Annotated in this window: 24 protein-coding genes; 19 read left to right on the plus strand and 5 right to left on the minus strand. The window is 30.7% G+C overall.

What is annotated here, in order from left to right:
• Nucleotides 1-2 precede the first annotated feature (2 nt).
• The gene (locus BLW23_RS16195) at nucleotides 3-2060 is read left to right on the plus strand and encodes an OmpA family protein (RefSeq protein WP_093671682.1); all 2058 of its coding nucleotides are present in this window, start codon (nucleotides 3-5) and stop codon (nucleotides 2058-2060) included.
• Between the two features lie 108 nt (nucleotides 2061-2168).
• Here BLW23_RS16195 and BLW23_RS16200 read toward each other — a convergent pair whose 3' ends face one another.
• From BLW23_RS16200 to BLW23_RS16210, 3 genes are read right to left on the minus strand one after another with little or no spacing between them, the layout of a single operon-like run.
• The gene (locus BLW23_RS16200; protein WP_093671684.1) at nucleotides 2169-2975 is read right to left on the minus strand and encodes a mechanosensitive ion channel family protein; all 807 of its coding nucleotides are present in this window, start codon (nucleotides 2973-2975) and stop codon (nucleotides 2169-2171) included.
• A 56-nt stretch (nucleotides 2976-3031) separates the two neighbouring features.
• On the minus strand, nucleotides 3032-3394 hold the full coding sequence (locus tag BLW23_RS16205; protein ID WP_093671686.1) for a DUF1304 domain-containing protein: 363 nt from the start codon (nucleotides 3392-3394) through the stop codon (nucleotides 3032-3034).
• Between the two features lie 59 nt (nucleotides 3395-3453).
• Nucleotides 3454-3654, minus strand: coding sequence for a dodecin family protein (locus BLW23_RS16210; RefSeq protein WP_093671688.1), 201 nt, complete (start codon nucleotides 3652-3654; stop codon nucleotides 3454-3456).
• A 157-nt stretch (nucleotides 3655-3811) separates the two neighbouring features.
• Here BLW23_RS16210 and BLW23_RS16215 point away from each other — a divergent pair, with 157 nt between their 5' ends.
• A complete protein-coding gene (locus tag BLW23_RS16215; protein ID WP_093671875.1) occupies nucleotides 3812-4156 on the plus strand; it encodes a toxin-antitoxin system YwqK family antitoxin in 345 nt (114 codons plus the stop codon).
• 51 nt (nucleotides 4157-4207) lie between these two features.
• Here BLW23_RS16215 and BLW23_RS16220 read toward each other — a convergent pair whose 3' ends face one another.
• Both BLW23_RS16220 and BLW23_RS16225 read right to left on the minus strand, forming a co-directional pair.
• On the minus strand, nucleotides 4208-4846 hold the full coding sequence (locus BLW23_RS16220; protein WP_093671690.1) for a ribonuclease H1 domain-containing protein: 639 nt from the start codon (nucleotides 4844-4846) through the stop codon (nucleotides 4208-4210).
• Nucleotides 4839-5408 (minus strand): phosphoribosylglycinamide formyltransferase, encoded by a 570-nt coding sequence (locus BLW23_RS16225; RefSeq protein ID WP_093671692.1) that lies wholly within the window; start codon nucleotides 5406-5408, stop codon nucleotides 4839-4841. The genes BLW23_RS16220 and BLW23_RS16225 overlap by 8 nt, the downstream gene beginning before the upstream one ends.
• A gap of 180 nt (nucleotides 5409-5588) precedes the next feature.
• On the opposite strand from BLW23_RS16225, the gene BLW23_RS16230 reads away from it, so the two are divergent.
• The 17 genes from BLW23_RS16230 (at nucleotide 5589) to BLW23_RS16310 (ending at nucleotide 20117) form a co-directional block, all read left to right on the plus strand.
• The gene (locus BLW23_RS16230; protein WP_093671694.1) at nucleotides 5589-5822 is read left to right on the plus strand and encodes an acyl carrier protein; all 234 of its coding nucleotides are present in this window, start codon (nucleotides 5589-5591) and stop codon (nucleotides 5820-5822) included.
• 24 nt (nucleotides 5823-5846) lie between these two features.
• Complete coding sequence (gene fabF, locus BLW23_RS16235; protein WP_093671696.1) at nucleotides 5847-7097, plus strand: beta-ketoacyl-ACP synthase II; 1251 nt, start codon at nucleotides 5847-5849, stop codon at nucleotides 7095-7097.
• Between the two features lie 6 nt (nucleotides 7098-7103).
• Entirely contained in the window at nucleotides 7104-7841 is a 738-nt protein-coding gene (gene rnc, locus BLW23_RS16240; RefSeq protein ID WP_093671698.1) for a ribonuclease III, read from the plus strand.
• Between the two features lie 83 nt (nucleotides 7842-7924).
• Complete coding sequence (locus BLW23_RS16245) at nucleotides 7925-8392, plus strand: IPExxxVDY family protein (RefSeq protein ID WP_093671700.1); 468 nt, start codon at nucleotides 7925-7927, stop codon at nucleotides 8390-8392.
• A gap of 3 nt (nucleotides 8393-8395) precedes the next feature.
• Nucleotides 8396-9823: a pyruvate kinase gene (gene pyk, locus BLW23_RS16250; RefSeq protein ID WP_093671702.1), complete on the plus strand. Its 1428-nt coding sequence runs from the start codon at nucleotides 8396-8398 to the stop codon at nucleotides 9821-9823.
• Between the two features lie 103 nt (nucleotides 9824-9926).
• Nucleotides 9927-10607 (plus strand): toxin-antitoxin system YwqK family antitoxin, encoded by a 681-nt coding sequence (locus BLW23_RS16255; RefSeq protein WP_093671704.1) that lies wholly within the window; start codon nucleotides 9927-9929, stop codon nucleotides 10605-10607.
• A complete protein-coding gene (locus BLW23_RS16260; RefSeq protein WP_143032201.1) occupies nucleotides 10564-11775 on the plus strand; it encodes a hypothetical protein in 1212 nt (403 codons plus the stop codon). Before BLW23_RS16255 ends, BLW23_RS16260 begins: the two co-directional genes overlap by 44 nt.
• The gene (locus tag BLW23_RS16265) at nucleotides 11763-12107 is read left to right on the plus strand and encodes a hypothetical protein (RefSeq protein ID WP_093671708.1); all 345 of its coding nucleotides are present in this window, start codon (nucleotides 11763-11765) and stop codon (nucleotides 12105-12107) included. The genes BLW23_RS16260 and BLW23_RS16265 overlap by 13 nt, the downstream gene beginning before the upstream one ends.
• On the plus strand, nucleotides 12094-12585 hold the full coding sequence (locus BLW23_RS16270; RefSeq protein WP_093671710.1) for a prepilin-type N-terminal cleavage/methylation domain-containing protein: 492 nt from the start codon (nucleotides 12094-12096) through the stop codon (nucleotides 12583-12585). Before BLW23_RS16265 ends, BLW23_RS16270 begins: the two co-directional genes overlap by 14 nt.
• The gene (locus tag BLW23_RS16275) at nucleotides 12575-13696 is read left to right on the plus strand and encodes a type II secretion system F family protein (protein ID WP_093671712.1); all 1122 of its coding nucleotides are present in this window, start codon (nucleotides 12575-12577) and stop codon (nucleotides 13694-13696) included. Before BLW23_RS16270 ends, BLW23_RS16275 begins: the two co-directional genes overlap by 11 nt.
• 50 nt (nucleotides 13697-13746) lie before the next feature.
• Nucleotides 13747-14157, plus strand: coding sequence for a prepilin-type N-terminal cleavage/methylation domain-containing protein (locus BLW23_RS16280; RefSeq protein ID WP_093671714.1), 411 nt, complete (start codon nucleotides 13747-13749; stop codon nucleotides 14155-14157).
• Between the two features lie 4 nt (nucleotides 14158-14161).
• Complete coding sequence (locus BLW23_RS16285; RefSeq protein ID WP_093671716.1) at nucleotides 14162-14659, plus strand: hypothetical protein; 498 nt, start codon at nucleotides 14162-14164, stop codon at nucleotides 14657-14659.
• Between the two features lie 4 nt (nucleotides 14660-14663).
• The gene (locus BLW23_RS16290) at nucleotides 14664-16043 is read left to right on the plus strand and encodes a GspE/PulE family protein (protein ID WP_093671718.1); all 1380 of its coding nucleotides are present in this window, start codon (nucleotides 14664-14666) and stop codon (nucleotides 16041-16043) included.
• Between the two features lie 6 nt (nucleotides 16044-16049).
• A complete protein-coding gene (locus BLW23_RS16295) occupies nucleotides 16050-17945 on the plus strand; it encodes a hypothetical protein (protein WP_093671720.1) in 1896 nt (631 codons plus the stop codon).
• Complete coding sequence (locus BLW23_RS16300; RefSeq protein WP_093671722.1) at nucleotides 17945-19093, plus strand: hypothetical protein; 1149 nt, start codon at nucleotides 17945-17947, stop codon at nucleotides 19091-19093. Before BLW23_RS16295 ends, BLW23_RS16300 begins: the two co-directional genes overlap by 1 nt.
• Nucleotides 19090-19626, plus strand: a complete 537-nt coding sequence (locus tag BLW23_RS16305) for a hypothetical protein (RefSeq protein ID WP_093671724.1) — start codon at nucleotides 19090-19092, stop codon at nucleotides 19624-19626. Before BLW23_RS16300 ends, BLW23_RS16305 begins: the two co-directional genes overlap by 4 nt.
• The gene (locus BLW23_RS16310; RefSeq protein WP_093671726.1) at nucleotides 19623-20117 is read left to right on the plus strand and encodes a hypothetical protein; all 495 of its coding nucleotides are present in this window, start codon (nucleotides 19623-19625) and stop codon (nucleotides 20115-20117) included. The genes BLW23_RS16305 and BLW23_RS16310 overlap by 4 nt, the downstream gene beginning before the upstream one ends.

A 20117-nucleotide genomic window follows, 5' to 3' on the forward strand; every position in this document is an offset into this window, starting at 1 on the left:
TCATGAGAATAAAATTACATTATAAAAAGTTACTTGTTTTGTGTATGTGTGTTAGTATTAATTCTTACGCACAAAGTAGAAGAGTGGCAGATAGGTATTTCAATGAGTTTTCTTATGTACGTTCAGCTGAACTGTATAAGGATATATATAATGAGAAGGGTGATGACTCAAAGCACGTGCTGTCGAGGCTAGCCGATTCATATTATAACAATGCAGATGTTAAAGAAGCTGAGGTATGGTATAGTAAATTGGTAGAGAAATATAAAGATGAACTATCAGATGCATATTTATTTAAATATGCTCAGGTATTGAGAAGTACAGGGAAGTATAAGAAGTCAGATTCAATATTAAAATCATTAAAATCTTTACCTGACAATATTGTAAAAAGTGGAATGAAGAGTTCAGAATACATTTTAGAGCATTCTAAAATGAAGGAAGAGCGAATTAGTGTTAGTAACTTAGCGATTAATTCTGAGTATTCTGATTACGGAGGGTTTATTCTCGATGGAAATGCGTATTTTACTTCATCAGCTTTTAATACAAATTTGAAGCAGAAAATATATGATTGGAACAACCAACCGTTCCTTAATATATACAAAGCAAAAACTAAAGTACAGCCCTTAGATTGGAGTAAAAAAGATACGGTTTTAGTATTAAACGAGGCTAAAATGATTAGTGCTCCGATTACGACAGAGTACCATGAAGGAAAACCAGTTTTTACCAAGGATGGAAAAACTATGTATTTTACTAGAAATAACTTTGATGGTAAAAGAGTACGAAAAGACAAAAAGAAAATTGTAAACCTTAAGGTTTTTAAAGCATCTTTGGTTGATGGTATTTGGGTAAATGTTGTTGAACTTCCTTTTAATAGTGATGAATATTCAGTTGGACATCCAGTTTTAAGTCCAGATGAAAAAATATTGTATTTTACCTCTGATATGCCAGGAGGTGAAGGTATGACTGATCTATATATGGTAGAAATCTATGCTGAAGATAATTATGGAGTTCCAAAAAATTTAGGAGACAGAATTAATACTCGTGGACGAGAGGAGTTTCCATATGTTGGAAAGGACGGAACCTTATATTTTTCATCTGATGGTCATACTGGTTTAGGTTTGTTAGATATTTTTCAAACGAAACTGAATGAAAATAGTGAAAATAACGAGGTTATAAACCTAGGAGAACCCTTAAATAGTAACCGAGATGATTTTGCTTTTTTTATAAATGATGAAGGAAAATATGGTTTTTTCTCTTCAAATAGAGATAAAGGCAAGGGAAGTGATGACATTTATAGTTTTTTCATTTATTCGGTACCACCACCTTGTACGAATGAAATAAGTGGTCATGTGGTTGATTCAAAAACAAAAACGAATGTCTCATATGCTACCATTTCCTTATTAAACGAAAGTGGAGAAATAATTGAAGAAGTTTTATCGGATGAAAACGGTATGTATAACTTAGAGAAAGTTCCATGCGACTCTAAATACACTATAAGTTCTAAAAAATTCGATTACGAGCCATCTAAGAGAAATGTAGAATTGTCATCTAAAGCGATTCGTGATTTTGATATGACTCTAGATAAGTTGATTGTTGGAGATCGTATTGATTTAAAACCAATTTATTTTGATTTAGATAAATACGCTATCCGTGATGATGCGAAGTATGAATTAGAAAAGCTTTATAGAGTAATGACAAATCACCCTGAGTTAGTTATCAGAATTGAATCTCACACTGATAGTTGGGGTAAAGCAGCTTATAATTTAAGACTTTCTCAAAACAGAGCAAGTTCTACTAGAGAATACCTTATTGAAAGAGGTATCGATAGAGAAAGAATTATGAGTGCACAAGGTTTTGGAGAATCTAAACTTCTGAATAACTGTAATGATGAAAATCAAAGAAAGTGTTCTAAAGAAGAACATCAGTTAAATAGAAGATCATATTTTATCATTATCGATGGTAAAGAAGCCATGGAAGATAGAGTAGAAAAGGAAAGGCTAAAGGCAATGAAAGAAATTCAAGACAGAAGAGCTAAAATTAAGAAGCTAAGAGAGAATAAGTAATTCTCTATAACAATTATAACTTGGGTCAATAGAGCCCCCATTATGTTTGAAAGTCGTTTGTTTTTATTTATCAAACGACTTTCTTAATTTACAATGTTTTGTTATGTGTTATGCTTTTTTCTGAATTTCAACGGCATGAGGATAAGGAATTTCAATACCAGCTTTGTCTAAAGCAATTTTTACATTTTCAGTGGTTTCAAAATAAATATCCCAATAATGAGCTACATCTACCCATGGTCGGACAGCAAAGTTAACAGAGCTATCAGCTAGTTCCGAAACGTTTACAGTAGGAGCAGGATTTGATAACACTTTATCATTAGAAGTTAATACACCCATTAAAATTTCTTTTGTTTGCTTTATATCTGCATCATAAGAAACACCAAAGGTTAAATCTATACGAAGTTTGCCTTCTTTTGTATAGTTAATTATGTTTCCATTTGATAAAGCTCCGTTGGGAATAATCGCTAATTTATTATCTGGTGTATTGACATGAGTGGTAAATATCTGAATTTCTTTAACAACACCTGTTACGCCTTGAGCTTCTATTAGGTCTCCTGTTTTAAATGGTTTAAATATCATTATTAAAGTTCCACCTGCAAAATTTGATAATGAACCTTGTAGTGCTAAACCAATAGCTAAACCAGCAGCACCAAGAATAGCTGCGAAAGAAGTAGTAGCAACTCCGAGTTTTGAAATAACCGTTACAAATAGTAAGGCTTTTAGTGCCCACCCTAATAAATCACCTAAAAACTTTTGTAATGTGATATCCACATTTTGTTTTTTCATTACTTTTTTAACTCCCGTAACAACTAATTTTATGAGAAATAACCCAATAATTAGAATAGCTAATGCTGTAATAGCCTTCGGAGCATAGTCCATTAACAATTCCTTTGTCTTTTCAATGTACTGTTCCATTTTTTTAAAATAATTAATTTAATAGTTAATATTGATTTGTAGTAGTGTTAATGTACTTAACTCATTTTTAATAATAATAAAATAAAAGTTATAAGTGCTGGTAAGGACTGTATGTATAATATTTTCTTTTTTCCTGTTGAATAGGAACCATAAAGACCAGCAATAAATACGCATAAAGTAAAAAAAATAGCGATATCTACTTTTTGAGAAATCATTGACCAAATAAATCCGGCGGCCAAAAAACCATTATACAACCCCTGATTTGCTGCCAAAGTTTTCGTGTCTTTTGCAAATTGTTCATCTCTTATGCCAAAGGCTTTTCTACCCTTTGGCGTTGTCCATAAAAACATTTCTAATACTAAAATATAAATATGTATTAGAGCTAAAATACCGATAAAGAAATTTTGAAGTAAGTTCATGGCATAAAAATATGCGATTTCTTAAGAAATCGCATATTAAATACCTGATATTTTCAGAATTAGACTACTTCAAAAGTAACCTTTAAGTTAACTCTGAATTCTGCAACTTCGTCATTGTTGACAACCACACTTTGCGATTGAACAAAGGCCGACCTAATGTTTTTTACAGATTTAGAAGCATTTTTAATTGCTTTTTTTGTAGCGTCTTCCCAGCTTTTGTCTGAATTAGCTAAGATTTCGATAACTTTCATTATTGCCATGATTTTTTGTTTAAATGATTGAATAACAGTAAATATAATAAAATGAAAGGAACAAGTGTTAAAACTTCAATGTTAAATTAATGTTACCAAAATGTTGCTTATGTGTAAAATAGATGTTATATTCGTAAAATAAATGTTAATGATTTAAATGTTAGATATGAAAAAAATAATTGTTTTAGCTTGTATGTTATGCTTCGTTGCTGTGCAAGCTCAAGTAGAACCGAAATACGAAAAAGCAGGTGATTTAGTAAAAGCGACATATTTTTATAAAGATGGAACTGTAAAAGAACAAGGCTTTTTTAAGAATAAAAAACTTGAAGGAACTTGGCTTACTTTTGATAAAGAAGGTAATAAAACAGCCATTGCTCATTATACGGAAGGTAAAAAAACAGGTAAATGGTTTATGTGGCATAAAGAAGGTCTAAGAGAAATTGATTACAAAGATTATACAATTGCTAGTGTCCAAACTTGGAAAGAAGAAACCAAGATCGCTGTAAAGTAATATCTAAATGAATATAAAAAAGAAAACCGAGTAAATTAATACTCGGTTTTTTTATTTTCTTCCAAAATCTGCAGGAATTTCTCCCCATGCTTTTGTTTCCCATTTTAAAATAGGATTTTTAAAAGAGTTATTTCGAAGCCAATTTTCGGCTCTTTTTATGAGCTCTAAGAGATCTTTGTTTGAATTATCGAAAGTTACATTGGTTTTACATTTCTTTTGCTTAATCCAGCTCATAGCTATCCTAGAGTCTGAGTAAATAGGAATGTCTTCCATTTTTTTGCTTTTTAAAAAGGCAATTCCATGAACTAGAGCTAGAAACTCACCAATATTGTTAGTTCCGTTTTTAAAAGGGCCTTTTATAAAAATTTGCTTTTTGTTATGGGTTAAAACACCTCTATACTCCATTTTACCAGGGTTCCCAGCGCATGCCGCGTCTACTGAAAGACTTTCTAAAATAGGAACCCCATACTTTTTTTTCTCGGCGTCTGTTAAGCTTTTTACCTTCGTATTTTTCCCTTTATAGTCATTATAGGATTTTTTAAGGGCTTTTTCTGCTTCTTTTTTATCAATAAAAGATTTGTACTGGGCTCCTTCAAAACCATCTATTTGTTTTTTGCATTCTGCCCAGGAGGTAAAAACACCAGTCTTTTTGCCCTTCCATACTACATAATATTTCTTTTTCTTACTCATTACCTAAAATTACGTTTTCAATAACTTTAGGGAAATGTTCGTATTCTAAATTATGTATTTTACTAGCAATGTTCTCAGGTGTGTCTTCCGAAGTTAACTCTGTTTTAGCTTGAAAAATAACAGCTCCTTCATCATAATTTTCATTCACATAATGAATGGTAATCCCGGTTTCCTTTTCATTATTCTCTTTAACTGCTTTATGAACATTCATTCCATACATACCTTTGCCGCCGTATTTAGGTAATAAAGCTGGGTGGATATTGATGATTTTATTTGGAAACGCCTGAACAATTGCTGCTGGGATTCGCCATAAAAATCCGGCAAGAACGATAAAATCAGCTTCTACAAGTAAAAAATTTAGTACCGTATCTTCCTTTATAAAGCTCTCTTTATCGAATAATGAAGCATCAATATTCAATCTTTCGCATCGTTCAAAAACTTTTGCGTTCCTATTATTTGAAAGAACATGAGTTACTGAAATATCGGTTGAATTTTTAAAATAAGTAATGATATTTTCGGCGTTACTCCCTGATCCTGAAGCAAAAATCACTATACGTTTCATGTTTTTTTTAATTGTGTTGTTTGTGCAAAAAAAAGAATAATTATTAAGATTGAAGGGCTCTTAGACAAAAGATTCAAGTATTTTTTTTATTTTAGACATCACATTTTTAAGGAAAAATTAGAATTAAAACTTAAGATTTGTATTTTTGCCCCGATTTTAAATTTTAAAACTTATAAAATTATGTCAGACATTTCATCAAGAGTAAAAGCGATTATCGTTGACAAGTTAGGAGTAGACGATAGCGAGGTAACAAATGAAGCAAGCTTCACAAACGATTTAGGAGCTGATTCGTTAGATACTGTTGAGTTAATAATGGAATTCGAAAAAGAATTTGATATTCAAATTCCAGATGATCAAGCTGAAAACATTGCTACCGTTGGACAAGCGATTAGCTATATTGAAGGCACTAAATAATACGAAGCAAAAAATAAAAATTATATGCAATTAAAGCGAGTTGTAGTAACTGGACTTGGCGCATTAACGCCTATAGGAAACAATAAAAATGAGTATTGGAATAGCTTGGTTAACGGAGTTAGCGGAGCAGCGCCTATAACATATTTTGATGCTGCCAAGTTCAAGACTCGTTTTGCATGTGAGCTTAAAGACTTCAATGTAAATGACTTCATCCATAGAAAAGAAGCGCGTAGAATGGATAGATTTACGCAGTATGCTATGGTTGCTTCAGACGAGGCAATTGCAGATGCGAAGCTTAAACTAGATGAAGTTGACAAACTAAGAGTGGGAGTTATATGGGGTGCAGGAATTGGAGGATTAGAAACTTTTCAAGAAGAGGTTTTAAATTATTCCAGAGGTGATGGTACTCCTAAATTTAACCCATTTTTTATCCCAAAAATGATTGCTGATATCGCTCCAGGACATATTTCTATTAAAAATGGTTTTATGGGGCCTAACTATACAACGGTATCTGCTTGTGCATCATCTGCGAATGCGATGATTGATGCATTAAACTACATTAGGCTGGGTCATTGTGATGTAGTGGTAACTGGTGGTAGTGAAGCGGCTGTAACAATTGCAGGTATGGGAGGATTTAATGCAATGCATGCTTTATCAACAAGAAATGATAGTCCAGAAAGCGCATCGAGACCTTTTGATGCTGAGCGTGATGGATTCGTTTTAGGTGAAGGGGCAGGAGCAATTGTATTAGAAGAGTATGAGCATGCAAAAGCAAGAGGAGCAAAAATATATGCTGAAGTTGTTGGAGGAGGATTATCTTCTGATGCGCATCATATGACAGCTCCACATCCAGAAGGGGTAGGTGTTATTGCTGTTATGAAAAACTGTCTTCAAAATGCTGGTTTAAAGCCGGAAGATGTTGATCATATTAATACTCATGGAACTTCAACTCCATTAGGAGATGTGGCAGAATTAAAAGCGATTTCCGAAGTCTTTGGAGATCACGCTGAAAAGATTAATATAAATTCTACAAAGTCAATGACGGGTCACTTGTTAGGAGCGGCAGGAGCTATTGAAGCAATAGCCTCAATACTAGCTATGGAACACGGTATTGTTCCTCCGACAATTAATCATGCTACCGTCGACGAGAATATAAATCCAGACCTTAATTTAACACTCAATAAGGCTCAAAAAAGAGAAATCAAAGTAGCCATGAGTAATACTTTTGGTTTTGGAGGTCATAATGCTTGTGTTGCTTTCAAAAAACTAGATTAGTCTCATATGAATTTCCTTCGTAGAATAGTTAAGCCCCAGAATAAAGAGGATGAAAACTTTTACTACGAATTAAAGGAATTGTTGAATTTTAAGCCTATAAAGTTAACGCATTATAAAAAAGCGTTTACTCATAGATCCTTGAAGTTACTTGACCGCAAAGGAAATCCTATAAACTATGAGCGATTGGAGTTCTTAGGAGACGCCATTTTGGGGTCTGTAATTGCATCTTATTTATATAAGAAGGTTCCTGAGGGAGACGAAGGCTATTTAACACAAATGAGATCGAAGGTTGTTAGTAGAGAGCACTTGAACGCCCTAGGTAAGGATTTGGATCTTTTGAAATTTGTAAAAAGTAATATTACAAACAACCAAATAAGTGAGAATATTCACGGAAATATTTTTGAAGCCTTAATTGGTGCTATTTATTTGGATAGAGGGTATAATTACTGTCATCAGTTTATTTATGAGCAGGTAATTTTACCTTATGTAGATATTGAACGATTAGAAGGCAAAATTTCAAGTTACAAAGGGTTTATTATTGAATGGTGCCAGAAGAATAAGAAAAAATATAAGTTTGATTCTTATGAAGATACTGGTAAGCAGGACAAGAAGCATTTTAGTGTTCGAGTAAGTATTGACGGGGTAATGGTAGCCAAAGGAAGGGCGACTTCAAAGAAGAAGGCAGAAGAAATTGCAGCGAAAAGAGTTTATTTCGCAATGCAAGATAAAATGTCGAATTCTTAATAGCTTCCTCGAAAACCTTTTCGTTATTTTCACATTTAATTTTAACGACATTCATTAACTTAGCAAAAAACTTAACGTTATTTATGACGATTTATGAGTTAGATTTTAATGATTTTTCATCTAGTGAGTATTCATTATTAGCGATACATACAACATTAGGCGATTATAAGTTAGCCTACTTATTAAATCGACAATTAAGTTATACATTTAAAAAGAGTACTTTTAATTTAGATAAGAAAAATAAAAATGATGTGAAAGCATCATTTTCTGTATATGAATATTCCAATACAGAGTATGATTTCTTTCTAATTAATAATACTTTTAAGGATAAATCAACGACCAATGGAGTGAGTTTGTTTACTGAAAGTTATGCAGTAGATTATCTGGTTCCAGAGAAGAAAAAAGTTGATTATTTCGTAAAAATAGAAGGGGACGTTAATTCAGATTATTTATCGAACTTAGTGATCAAATTGAAGGAATTACCTCAAGTGTTAACGTCATACAAAATAGATATAGACTCATTAAAATCTAAAGATTTTTTAATTTTTTAACATATGCTACATAATAAAAAGACAAAAATTGTTGCCACATTAGGACCCGCCACGAATACAAAGGAAATTTTGGAGAGTTTGGCGGAAGAAGGTGTTAACGTTTTTAGAATTAACTTCTCGCATGCCGATTATGATATCGTAAAAGAACGCGTTCAACAAATTAGAGAAATAAATGAAGAGAGAGGGTTCAATGTAGCAATTTTAGCCGATTTACAAGGGCCAAAGCTGCGCGTTGGAGTTATGGAAGATGGAGTTGAGTTAAAAGAAGGAGATACTTTTGTGTTTACTACTGAAGAATGTAAAGGTACCAAAGAGAAGGCCTATATGACCTACCAAAACTTTCCGAGAGATGTAAAAGTGGGAGAGAATATTTTGGTTGATGATGGTAAGTTAATGTTTGAAGTAATTTCAACAGACAAAGACAAAAGTGTTATAACTAAAGTAATTGTGGGAGGTCCTCTAAAGTCAAAAAAAGGGGTAAATCTTCCAAATACCGATATCACACTTCCTGCGTTAACAGAAAAAGATAAAAAAGATGTTGTCTTTGCTTTAGAGCAAGAAGTTGATTGGGTTGCTCTTTCTTTTGTAAGAACACCTGAAGATTTAAGAATGTTAAGAGATTTAATCAAACAAAAATCTCGATACAGAGTGCCGGTAATTGCTAAAATAGAAAAACCAGAGGCAGTAGAAAATATCGATGCTTTAATTCCGTATTGCGATGGATTAATGGTTGCTAGAGGAGATTTAGGAGTTGAAGTTCCTATGCAAGATGTACCGTTAATTCAAAAGAGTTTAGTACAAAGAGCTAAACAAGCTAGAATTCCAGTTATTATTGCTACACAAATGATGGAGACCATGATTGAGAATTCAGTGCCAACAAGAGCAGAGGTTAATGATGTTGCTAATTCAATAATGGATGGAGCTGATGCCGTTATGCTTTCTGGTGAGACTTCTGTAGGAAAACACCCAATAAGAGTTATTAAGAAAATGACTGAAATTATTGGAAGTGTTGAGTTTTCTGACCTTATTAAAGTACCACAAGAAGCGCCACATATTAGAACGAATCGTTTTATAACAAAATCTGTTTGTCATCACGCAGCTATGATGGCTGATGATATTAAAGCTTCTGCTATTTCTACTTTAACAAACAGTGGTTATACAGCTTTCCAAATATCAGCATGGAGACCAAAAGCTCAAGTTTTAGCGTTTTCTTCTGAAAAAAGAATATTAGGGAAGTTGAATTTACTATGGGGAGTAAGAGCTTATTACTACGATAGAAATTTAAGTACAGATGGTACAGTGGAAGATATTAATGAAATATCTAAGGAGAAAGGATATGTAAAAACAGGAGATTTTATTATTAATCTTTCTTCAATGCCAGTTGAAGCAAAGGGAATGGTGAATACGTTAAGAGTTTCGCAAATAGATTAAAAGTAAAGACAATATATTTAAAAAACCTCTTCATTGTTTTGAAGAGGTTTTTTTAGTTTTAAAAAATATATTGTTACTTTGTACTTGTAAATTACAAATTGTTATGAAGTTTTTAGTGTTATTTTATCTATCTGTAATGTCTTTTTTTATTTCGGATAGTTCAAAGAGGAAGTACAGTGATGTCGAATTTACTTATGAGTTTTCGATTACCAATAATAGTTCAAAAGTTAAACTGAAAAAAGACATTAAAATTTATTGGTATACTTTCGAAAAAATACAATCGTCATTTTATGGGTTTAATGGTAAATTACTCAATGGTTATTACAGGAAAAGTTTAAAAGACTCCAAAAGAATTATCGAGGAAGGTTCTTTTTTTTATGGAATGAAAGATGGAGAATGGAAAGAATGGGATAATAGAGGGAGTTTAATTAACATAATACATTGGAAAAAAGGAAGGAAAGAAGGGATTTCTGAGTGTTATGATGAGAATCATAAAGTTGTGTCTAAAGGAGCTTTTCGGAAGGGTATGAAAAGTGGGGTCTGGATAAATTTTCAAAGTGGAATTTTACGAAAATCTAATTGGTCAAAGAATTTTTTAGAAGGAAGTTATAAAGAGTATGATAGTTTAGGGAATTTATTAAAAAAAGGCAGGTATAAAAGAAACATGAGAACGGGAGTATGGACTGATTACGTAAAGAAGACGAGAAAAAGATATGATAAAGATATAATAGTAGAGGAGAATGTTGAGACGTTTTGGGACACTTTCAAGGAAAAAAAGAATTAGTGCGAAGTCACTACCATATGTAATAATTACATTATTACTTATAGGAATTGTTTTGTCTTCAATTGTTTTAATGGTGAGTTATTTCTATAAAATTACGAGTGAATTTGAAAATCAAAACTCATTAATTGATAAGGCGAAATCTATCCGTAATTTTTGTAATTCTAAGTTAGGAAGTGAGGGGCACATTCAGAATTCATTTAATGATATTGACGCTATAGAAAATGTAGCTATAAGTAAAGGAAATTGGGGAGTTTTAGATAGGGTTCAGTTCAAAACTTGGAGTAAAAATGATACCATAAAAGAAACATTGTTTTTAGGTGAAAATAGAGATAGAAAGATATCATTGTATATTCCAAATATTAAAAAACAATTAAAACTAGGAGGGAAAACAATTATAGAAGGGGATGTTTGTTTTCCGATGAATACTTATGGTGAGTTATATATCCCTCAGAAATCTAATGATATAAAGATTAAAGGTAGAGTATATAGTTCGTTAGATCGATTGCCTACAGTGAGAGATTTTTTGATTGAGAAAAATGTTGAACCTATTGATTTAGGAAGTTTTAATAAAGTGTATTCCAATAGCTTTTTTTCGTCTACAAAAAAAATTATTGTTGAAAATGGTGTTTTGGAAGATTTAAAAATCAATGGAAATGTTATCATAGAATCGCGGCAAAAGCTTATAATTAAAAAAAATGTAGAATTAAGAGATGTTATTGTTCTTGCACCAGAGGTTGTTATAGAAAATGGTTTTGTCGGTAATATTCAAGTATTAGCGACCAAGAAGATAAAGTTAGAAGAAAATGCTAAGCTAAATTTCCCATCAGTTTTATATTTAAAAAGTGAGAAGGAGGGAGAAATTATAGTTGAGGATGAAAGTTATGTCTTAGGGGCGATTATTGGGGTTTCTGAAGAAAATAAAACGAATATTACAATAAATAAAAATGTGAAAATAGTTGGAGACCTGTTTTGTACTGGTAGGCTTTCTTTTAAAGGAGAAATGTTCGGAGAGGTTAGGGTTAATCAATTGTATTATAGGACTAATGAGTCAGAGTATGGGAATGCTGCTTTTGATTTGAAAATATTTAATTTACCATCTTTTACCTCTCAACTACGTTTGTTTGAGGAAAAGAGAAATACATATAGAATATTAAAATGTATAAAGTAAAGGCGTCGTCTTTAGCAGAAAGTGTTCTCTCTTTAGCATTGGTATCAATCGCTATTGTTATTTCTATGATGATGTTTTCTAATTTATTCGGTTCCTTCCACAGTAGGGTTATTGAAATAGAAACAATTGCTAGAATGGATTCGATAAAAATTGAAATCGAACAAAGTCCAAAGGTTTTCCTAGGAAGAAGAAAGTTTAATTTTAATAACGTTATTATTACAACTGACTTGGTAGAGAAAAGTGAAGATTTGGCTTTACTAAATGTTTTGGCAGAAAAGAATGGGAAAGGAATTTTAGATAAAAAGTATCTAATCATATATGAAAAGAAATAAAGTAAAGGGGTATACAATACTTGAATTGTTAATTGCTATGGTTATTACGAGTATTATCATAAGTATATTATATATACTTTTTTCAATGCTGTCTCAGAGGTGTTTAGCTTTTAATAGAAATGAGTTTGAAGTAACTCAAATTTCAATGTTAAAAAACACTCTAAAGAGAGATTTTTATAAATCGGACTATTTAATATTTGATTTAGGTCAGCTTACATGTATAGGGAATAACCAAACTATATCTTATAGTTTAGGAGATGGATTTGTAACAAGAAGACTTAAAGAAAACAGTAATGTCGATACTTTTGAAGTAAAAGTAAAACAGATAAATCCGGTTTTTTTTGACGAAAAAGATCTCAAGATCCTTAAAAACCTTTCTATTAGAGTAGATTTCCTTGGAAGAGATTTGGGGTTTCATTTTTCAAAGGAATATTCATCAGATATATTAACTAATCAAAAATTTGGTTATGGAAATTGATGTGAAAAAATATAAAAGAAAAAAAGTAAAGAAACCTGGAAAGAATCTAGGATTTGATTTTGTGTTTGGAGGGAAAGTTAGTGATAAATTAAAAATGATAATGTATAGAGAGTTGAAAGTTATGCTCAAATCCGGAGTTACCTTGGAAGAAGCTTTTTCATTATTAATTTCTCAATATAAGAACAAAAAAATAATTTTAGGGCTAAAAAAAATTAGAGAAGAGCTGTTAAAAGGGAAGACTTTGTTTTTCTCAATAAGTCAAGTGAAGTTTTTTACTCCATTTGAAATTAATAGTTTGTCTATTGGAGAGCAGACTAAAACATTACCTCGAGTACTAGAAGAGCTAGAGATGTTTTTTGAGAAAAAAAATAAATTAAAGAGCCAGATAAAAACCGTATTAACATACCCTGCCTTTGTAATTTCAATAACTTTAGGGGTGCTGGTTTTTATGTTAAGAAATGTTGTTCCAATGTTTCGTAAAGTATTCAGGCAATTTAATAGCGACTTACCTAGTTTAACAAAAAAGATAATATATGTGTCAGATAATTTTTCGTTTTTCTTATTGATAATAATTGGCGTTTGCGCTTTTGTTTTTCTATTCTATATTAAATTTAGAGATTCAGATAAGTTCAGAAGAATAACATCCAATGGTGTCCTAAAAACACCTTTTATCGGATCAATGGTAAAATCAATTTATTTATCGAGGTTTTGCAATGCTATGGGGTTGTTACTTGGAGCAAATGTGTCAATAGTTGAATCATTAACACTCATAAAAGAGATGATCATGTTTTATCCTATAGAGTCATCCATAGATGATATCAAGAAGGAAATTGTTAAAGGAAAGAGCTTAACAAATAGTTTAAAAAAGCATACTTTTTATGACAATAGAATGACCTCAATGATAAAGATTTCAGAAGAAGTAAATGAATTGGAAGATATGTTTAATTATTTGGCATCACTTTATTCAGAAGAGGTAGAAATTAAATCGAAAAGAATTGGAGTTATTATCGAACCAATTATTATAATAGTAATAGGAAGTTTAGTAGGGGTAATTTTAATTGCCATGTACCTTCCAATGTTTGACCTTAGTAAAATACTAAATTCAAATTAATTTATATATTTGCAAATAAATAGCTTATGAATCGTTAATTTTTAATAGATATGAAAAAAGAAACCAAAAAATATGTAAAAGCTTATTCCTTAAGTGAAATTCTTGTTGTTTTGGCTATCATTGGAATTATAATTTTATTAGTAATGCCCAATCAAACATCTGTTGTTTCTCAGGCAAAATCGTTGGAAGCTCAGAATATGTTAGCACATTTACACGGATTGCAGAAAAATTACTTTTATAGATATTCAAAATACACCTCTAACATTGATGATATTGGCTTTATTCAAGAGAAAACAATAGAAGAGAATGGTCAAGCAGTTTATGTTATTACAATTCAAGAAGCTTCGAATTCTGGCTTTATCGCAAAAGCGAGAGCATTAGCAGATTTTGATGGAGACGGTGTTTTTAATGAATGGCAAATTGATCAGGATAGAAATTTAAAAGAAGTTGTAAAAGACTAGTAAAATGCTCTTGTTATTAAATTTGTTGTTAGTTTTTTTTTTAGGGCTAATATTTTTAGAAGACTTTAAATTCAGACTAGTCAATATACTATATTTTGGTGCGTTAATTATTATTAGTTTTACCATCTTTATTCTTAAGAATGGAATTTTTAAGAATTTAATTTTTAGTTTGTTTTTCCTATTGTTGAATCTTTTTTTTATTAAGGTCTATACGATAATTAAAGAAGGTGGTTTTAAAGGTAATTTATTTAAAATACCTGATTTAGCGGAAGGTGATATACTTTTTTTTCTGGTAGTTATTCCTCTTTTTAGTTTTTTTAATTATGTTGTTTTTTTTATTACAGGATTGTTAATTTCTCTTTTAATTCATGTTGTTGTAAAAAGGAAAATCGATAAAAGAGAGACTATTCCTTTAGCTGGTTATTTGGCGTTGTATTTAGGAATTTTAGTTTTGCTTGTTCAATTCTCAGAAAGAAATTTATATGTAAATGTAATTTTTTAGTGCTATGGAAAATATTTTAACAAAAGAACTGGCTTGGTTTTATAGGATTGTTCATGTAAAAGAGGATGATGATAGTGTTGAGCTGCTTGTTGATGAGTCAAAATTTAAAGAAGACTTAAGTATTGAACTTGAAATAATTTTTGGGAAAAGAGTAATTCTTAAGAAAGTAGGTTCATCGGAGGTTGAGAGAGAGCTAACTCAAAGGTTTCGAAGTAGTAGGGGCAAAGGCACAGAAGAAAAGAAGAATGAAGTACAGTCTGATTTATTAAGTGAAGTCATAGAAGAAGCTATTTCTTTAAAAAGTAGTGATATTCATTTCGAAATTTATGAAGATTACACAAGGGTCAGATATCGATTAGATGGAGTTTTAATTCAAAAAAGAAGGATTGAAAAAGAATTATATCTTGAATTTGTTAATATTATTAAAATTAAATCAAATTTAGATATTACAGAGAAGAGACTACCTCAAGATGGAAGAACTAAGTTAGAGGGATATGATATAAGAGTTTCAGTTATACCTACTCAGTTTGGAGAGAAAATAGTGATGAGGGTTCTTGGTAAAAGTACGGATTCTTTAGATTTAAATATGTTGGGGTTTGATAAAGACGAGTTAAAACGTTATTTGGAGGCTGTTCAGAAAAGTAACGGGATTGTTTTGATTAGTGGCCCAACTGGTTCTGGTAAAACAACTACTTTATATGCTACACTTAAAATGTTAAACAGTGTAGAGAAAAATATTATGACGATTGAAGATCCAATAGAGTATGTTTTGGATGGGGTAAACCAAATGCAACTTAATGAGGATATAGGACTCACTTTTTCTAATGCGTTAAGATCTTTTTTAAGACAAGATCCTGACATTATAATGCTAGGAGAGATAAGAGATAAGGAAACTTCTTCAATGGCAATTAGAGCGTCCTTAACAGGACATTTAGTTTTATCTACAATTCATACAAATTCTGCTTTAGGAACAATTTCTAGGTTAGTAGAAATGGGAATTTCTCCGTTTTTATTATCGGAAACAATAAATGTAACTCTTGCTCAGAGACTGGTTAGGAAATTATGTGATTGCAAAAGTAAAGTAGCTTTTAATAGAAACCACTTCCCAAGTACTTACAATCTGTCGTGTGAAACGGGGTCATATTTTAAGGAGGTTGGTTGTAAAAAATGCCATTATACTGGTTTCAGTGGTAGAAGAGCTATTTATGAAATTGTAATTGTAGATAGAGAATTGGCAATTGAGATTAGTAAAGAAACAAATGACTTTAATAAAATTTTGAAAAAGAGAAATATAAAAACATTAGCCGATAAAGCTTTTGATTTAGTAATGAAGGGGGAAACCACACCAAGTGAAGTTTATCCGATTTTAATTAATGCTATTTAAAAAGAAATGAAGAAAACGTTTAGTTTAGTAATTTTCTGTTCCATGTTTAATCTTATCATTGGACAGGAATCTGGGGGGATAAATGAGAAGTTAGAGAAGTTATCTCTAACGGAAAAAGGATTGAATAACTTGGTTCAAATTAATGTGTCACAAATTTCTATATACGATTTTGTAACTGCATTGAGTAATGACCATCAGTTAAACGTCAGTGTGGATAAGGCTTTGAGTGAAAGGATAATAAATAATTTTCATGATGTGAGAGTTAAAGATGTATTTTCTTTCCTCGTTAGGAAATATGATTTAGATGTACAGATTTTAGGCAAGATTATTGTCATTGAAAAAAAGAAGAAACAAGTAAAAAAAGCACAGAAAAAGAAAATTGATGTTTCTTATAAAGAAAATGAAAAACTTCTTTCGTTAAATTTAAATAAAGATTCTCTTTTCGCTGTAGCGAAACTAATAACAAACAAAACGAAAGAGAATATTGTTTTGAGTTCAAAAGTCAAGAATGAGGTTGTCAGTGCTTTTGTGATGGATAAGGAAATAGATTTTGCCTTAGATATGATAGCAAAGTCAAATGATCTTCTCGTAACTAGAAATAATGAAGGGTATTATTTTATTACTAAGAAGCCAAAAGAAAGTAAGCCCATAGTAAAAAAAAGAGGGAGAGTAGTAAATCTGCAAAGAGTAACGGATAATCTGTTAATTGAACTTAATTCAGATGGAACTGTGAATGTTTTGGCAAACGAAGTTTCTATAATTGATGTGATTTATAATTTGTCAAAGGAAATGAAAAAGAGTTATTTTTTGTATTCTAACTTAAATGGCGGATCCAAAACATCATTCTCTATAAAAAATGCATCCTTTACGGATGTATTACAACATATTTTAAAAGGGACTAAATTTACATTTAAGAAAGAAGGAGATTATTTTTTAATAGGGAATAAGACTACCGAAGGAATGAGGATAACCAAGGTTATAAAAATGAAGAATAGAACAATTGAAAATGTTTTAAAATCGATACCTCAAAGGATAGTTTCCGAATTGGAAGTAAAAGAATTTATTGAGTTAAATGCGCTGGTTGTTACTGGGCATTTTTCGGCTATATTGGAACTTAGAGACTTTTTAAATCAAATAGACAAGAGTGTGCCAGTTGTTCAAATTGAAGTTATTATTTTTCAGTATGAAAAATCGCATGATGTCCAAACAGGATTAAAAGCAGGTTTTGACAAAACTCAGCAAACATCAAATTTAGCGAGTGCATTTCCTACTACTGATGTTCATTTAAATTCAAACAACATAAATAAAATTATTGATGCATTTAATGGATTTGGAATTGTTAACTTGGGTAAAGTGCCTTCTAGTTTTTTTATGCAGTTAAAGGCGTTAGAAAACAATGCTATCATTGATTTGGAATCAACCCCTAAGGTAGCTACTCTTAATGGTCATGAGGCTTCATTAAAGATAGGGGCAACAGATTATTATTTCGAGCAGACAAATCAAATATTAAACGGTAACAACAACAATAATGATAATATATTGCAATCTGGAAAATGGAAACCTACAGAGGCTAATTTAAGCCTAAAAATAAAACCATTTGTTTCTCAGGATGAGAGTGTAACATTAGAGGTGAGAGTAGAGAAAAGCTCTTTTACAGGAAGAGTTGGAGAGACAGCTCCTCCAAGCAAAAGTACGCAACAATTTGAATCATTTATTAGGGTGAAAAATGGAGATATGATATTGCTAGGTGGCTTAGATGAAGCGGAAAAGAGTAATTCTGGAACGGGAACCCCATTTTTATCTAGAATTCCAATTATCAAATGGTTTTTTAGCGGAAGAAAAAAGAAAAAGGCTAAGAAGAAGCTGCATATGTTTATAAAACCAACTGTATTTTATCAATAATGGATTTTTTCAAACAGAATCATGAATTACTTGTTGTAAATGCGTTATTATGTTCTAACGAGCCTATATATATATGTACTCAAGTAAAAAAGATAGGAGATAAAATAAAGGCAGATGGAGAGTCTGTTGTTTATAAAAGAGTTGAAGAGCTAAAGAAATTTGCAGGAGATAAAGGGGTGGTATTACTATTAAATGGAGAGAAAGTTCTTTATACTTCTAAAGGAGAGTTGTTTAAGTCAACGATAAATTTGTTTTATACCACAAAATATATCACTAAGGCAAATAAGGGTTTCTTGGCACTAGCCAGAAAAGAGGAAGTTGAAGGTGTAGTTGAAAGTTTTTTGGGTAATAATATTTTTCTAATTGATCTCTATATTGGAAGTTTTAGCGTCGGACTTTTCTACAAAAAATATTTTGTAAATAAGGAGTTTAAGACAAGCTATTTTTCTTTGTTTTTTGATAATGAAGATTGTATTGAAGTCGAAAAAAACACAAATTCACTATTGGAAATTGAAATTGATAATGAAAAAGAAGCAATGATAGCTTTATCGTTATTGTATGATCATTATTATCCTTCTGATAGACTAATTAGTAGTTACGAGAATTCGGTAATAACAGAGAATAAATCTGAAAACGTTCATAAGTCTGAATTTCGATTTTATGGTAAGATAGCTTTGATGATAGTGTTCGCTATAATGTCTTTAAGTTTTGGTATAACTGTTTTTTTTTCGATTCAAAATGAAGAAATAGAATCTAAGTTAAATTATTTAATTCAAGAAGAATCTCTGCTCAATAAGTTAAGTAAAGAGAGAAGTAAAAAAGAGGAAATATTGAGAATTTCAGGGGTTTTAAATTCAGATGGAATTAGTTATTGGACAAATACCATAGTTAAAAACATTCCTGAAAGTATATTGTTATCAGAACTTGAAGTATTTCCTCTGGAGCAAAAAATAAAGGAAAATAAAAAAGTAGATATTGATGGAACTCTAATTATTGTAAGAGGGATCTCTTTTGATGAAAACAGATTTAATAATTGGGTTAAAATGCTAACCTTAAAGGAAGAAATATTTAAAATTAATATTATTAATTATTCTCAGAAAAAGGAGCAAGAGGTAAGGTTTGAATTAAAGGTTGAATTGAATAGATGATGCAAGATAAATTTACATATAAGCAAAAGAAAATAGGAGTTTTTGTTCTCTTTGTCCTTGTTTTACTCCTTGGATATAAAAGAATTATTAGGAATACAATTATTGAAGCGAATAGATATTTGAAAAATAAAAATATAAAAAAAAATGAGGAGGGTATTCGACGATCAATATTAAATGTTCAGAATGAGATTTATAATTTGGATGATTATTTAGGAGAAGAGAATTTTAATGAACACCAAATTCAACAAGAAATATTGGAGTTTATTACATCAAAAGAATCAAATAATAATGTGACAGTAACCGATATAAGACCAACTCATTCATATTTGGTAGGGAATTATTCTATCATATCAAATTCATTTACACTTAAAGGACGGTATAACTCTCTGATAAATTTAATATATCAAATTGAAAAAAAATTCAGGAAATCAAAGCTTAATAATGCAAGGTTTTTTAAGAAAAGAAATTACAAGTTAAAAAAGGAAGAGTTGTTTGTAGAATTGCTGTTCCAAAACTTTAAACATGATAAATGATGAATAAGAGTTTAACAAATAAAGTCTTAATTTTCTTTGTTGTTCTTATTTGGGCTTTGGTTGTATATAAATATTGGTTTCGAAGCTCTTCTGAAAATCAGTTCCAAGCAAATGAAGTGAATTACAATAAAGTTGTTCACAGTCCTAAGAAAATAAAAGAAGTTTCTGTAGTTACTTTAAATCGAGATCCATTTTTGAATGAAAAATTAAATGTTAAAAAGAGAAAAGAGAAAAGAGTTAAGTCTAACGTTACTAAAAAGAAAAATTTCAACAGGAAAAGTAATAATAATATTTGGCCAAAGATTAAGTATTTAGGTTTTTTGCAAAAAGAAAATAAGAGTAAGAATATTTTACTTATTATAAATGGAAGATTCAAAAAAATATCAAAAAACGAAATTATATTACAAGATTTCAGAATAAAACAAGTATTTAAAGATTCAATAATAATTGAAGGAAAAAAGAAAATAAAAACCATTAAAAAAGGAAGTTAA

Origin of the sequence: Tenacibaculum sp. MAR_2009_124 (genome assembly GCF_900105455.1) — a bacterium.
GTDB lineage: Bacteria > Bacteroidota > Bacteroidia > Flavobacteriales > Flavobacteriaceae > Polaribacter.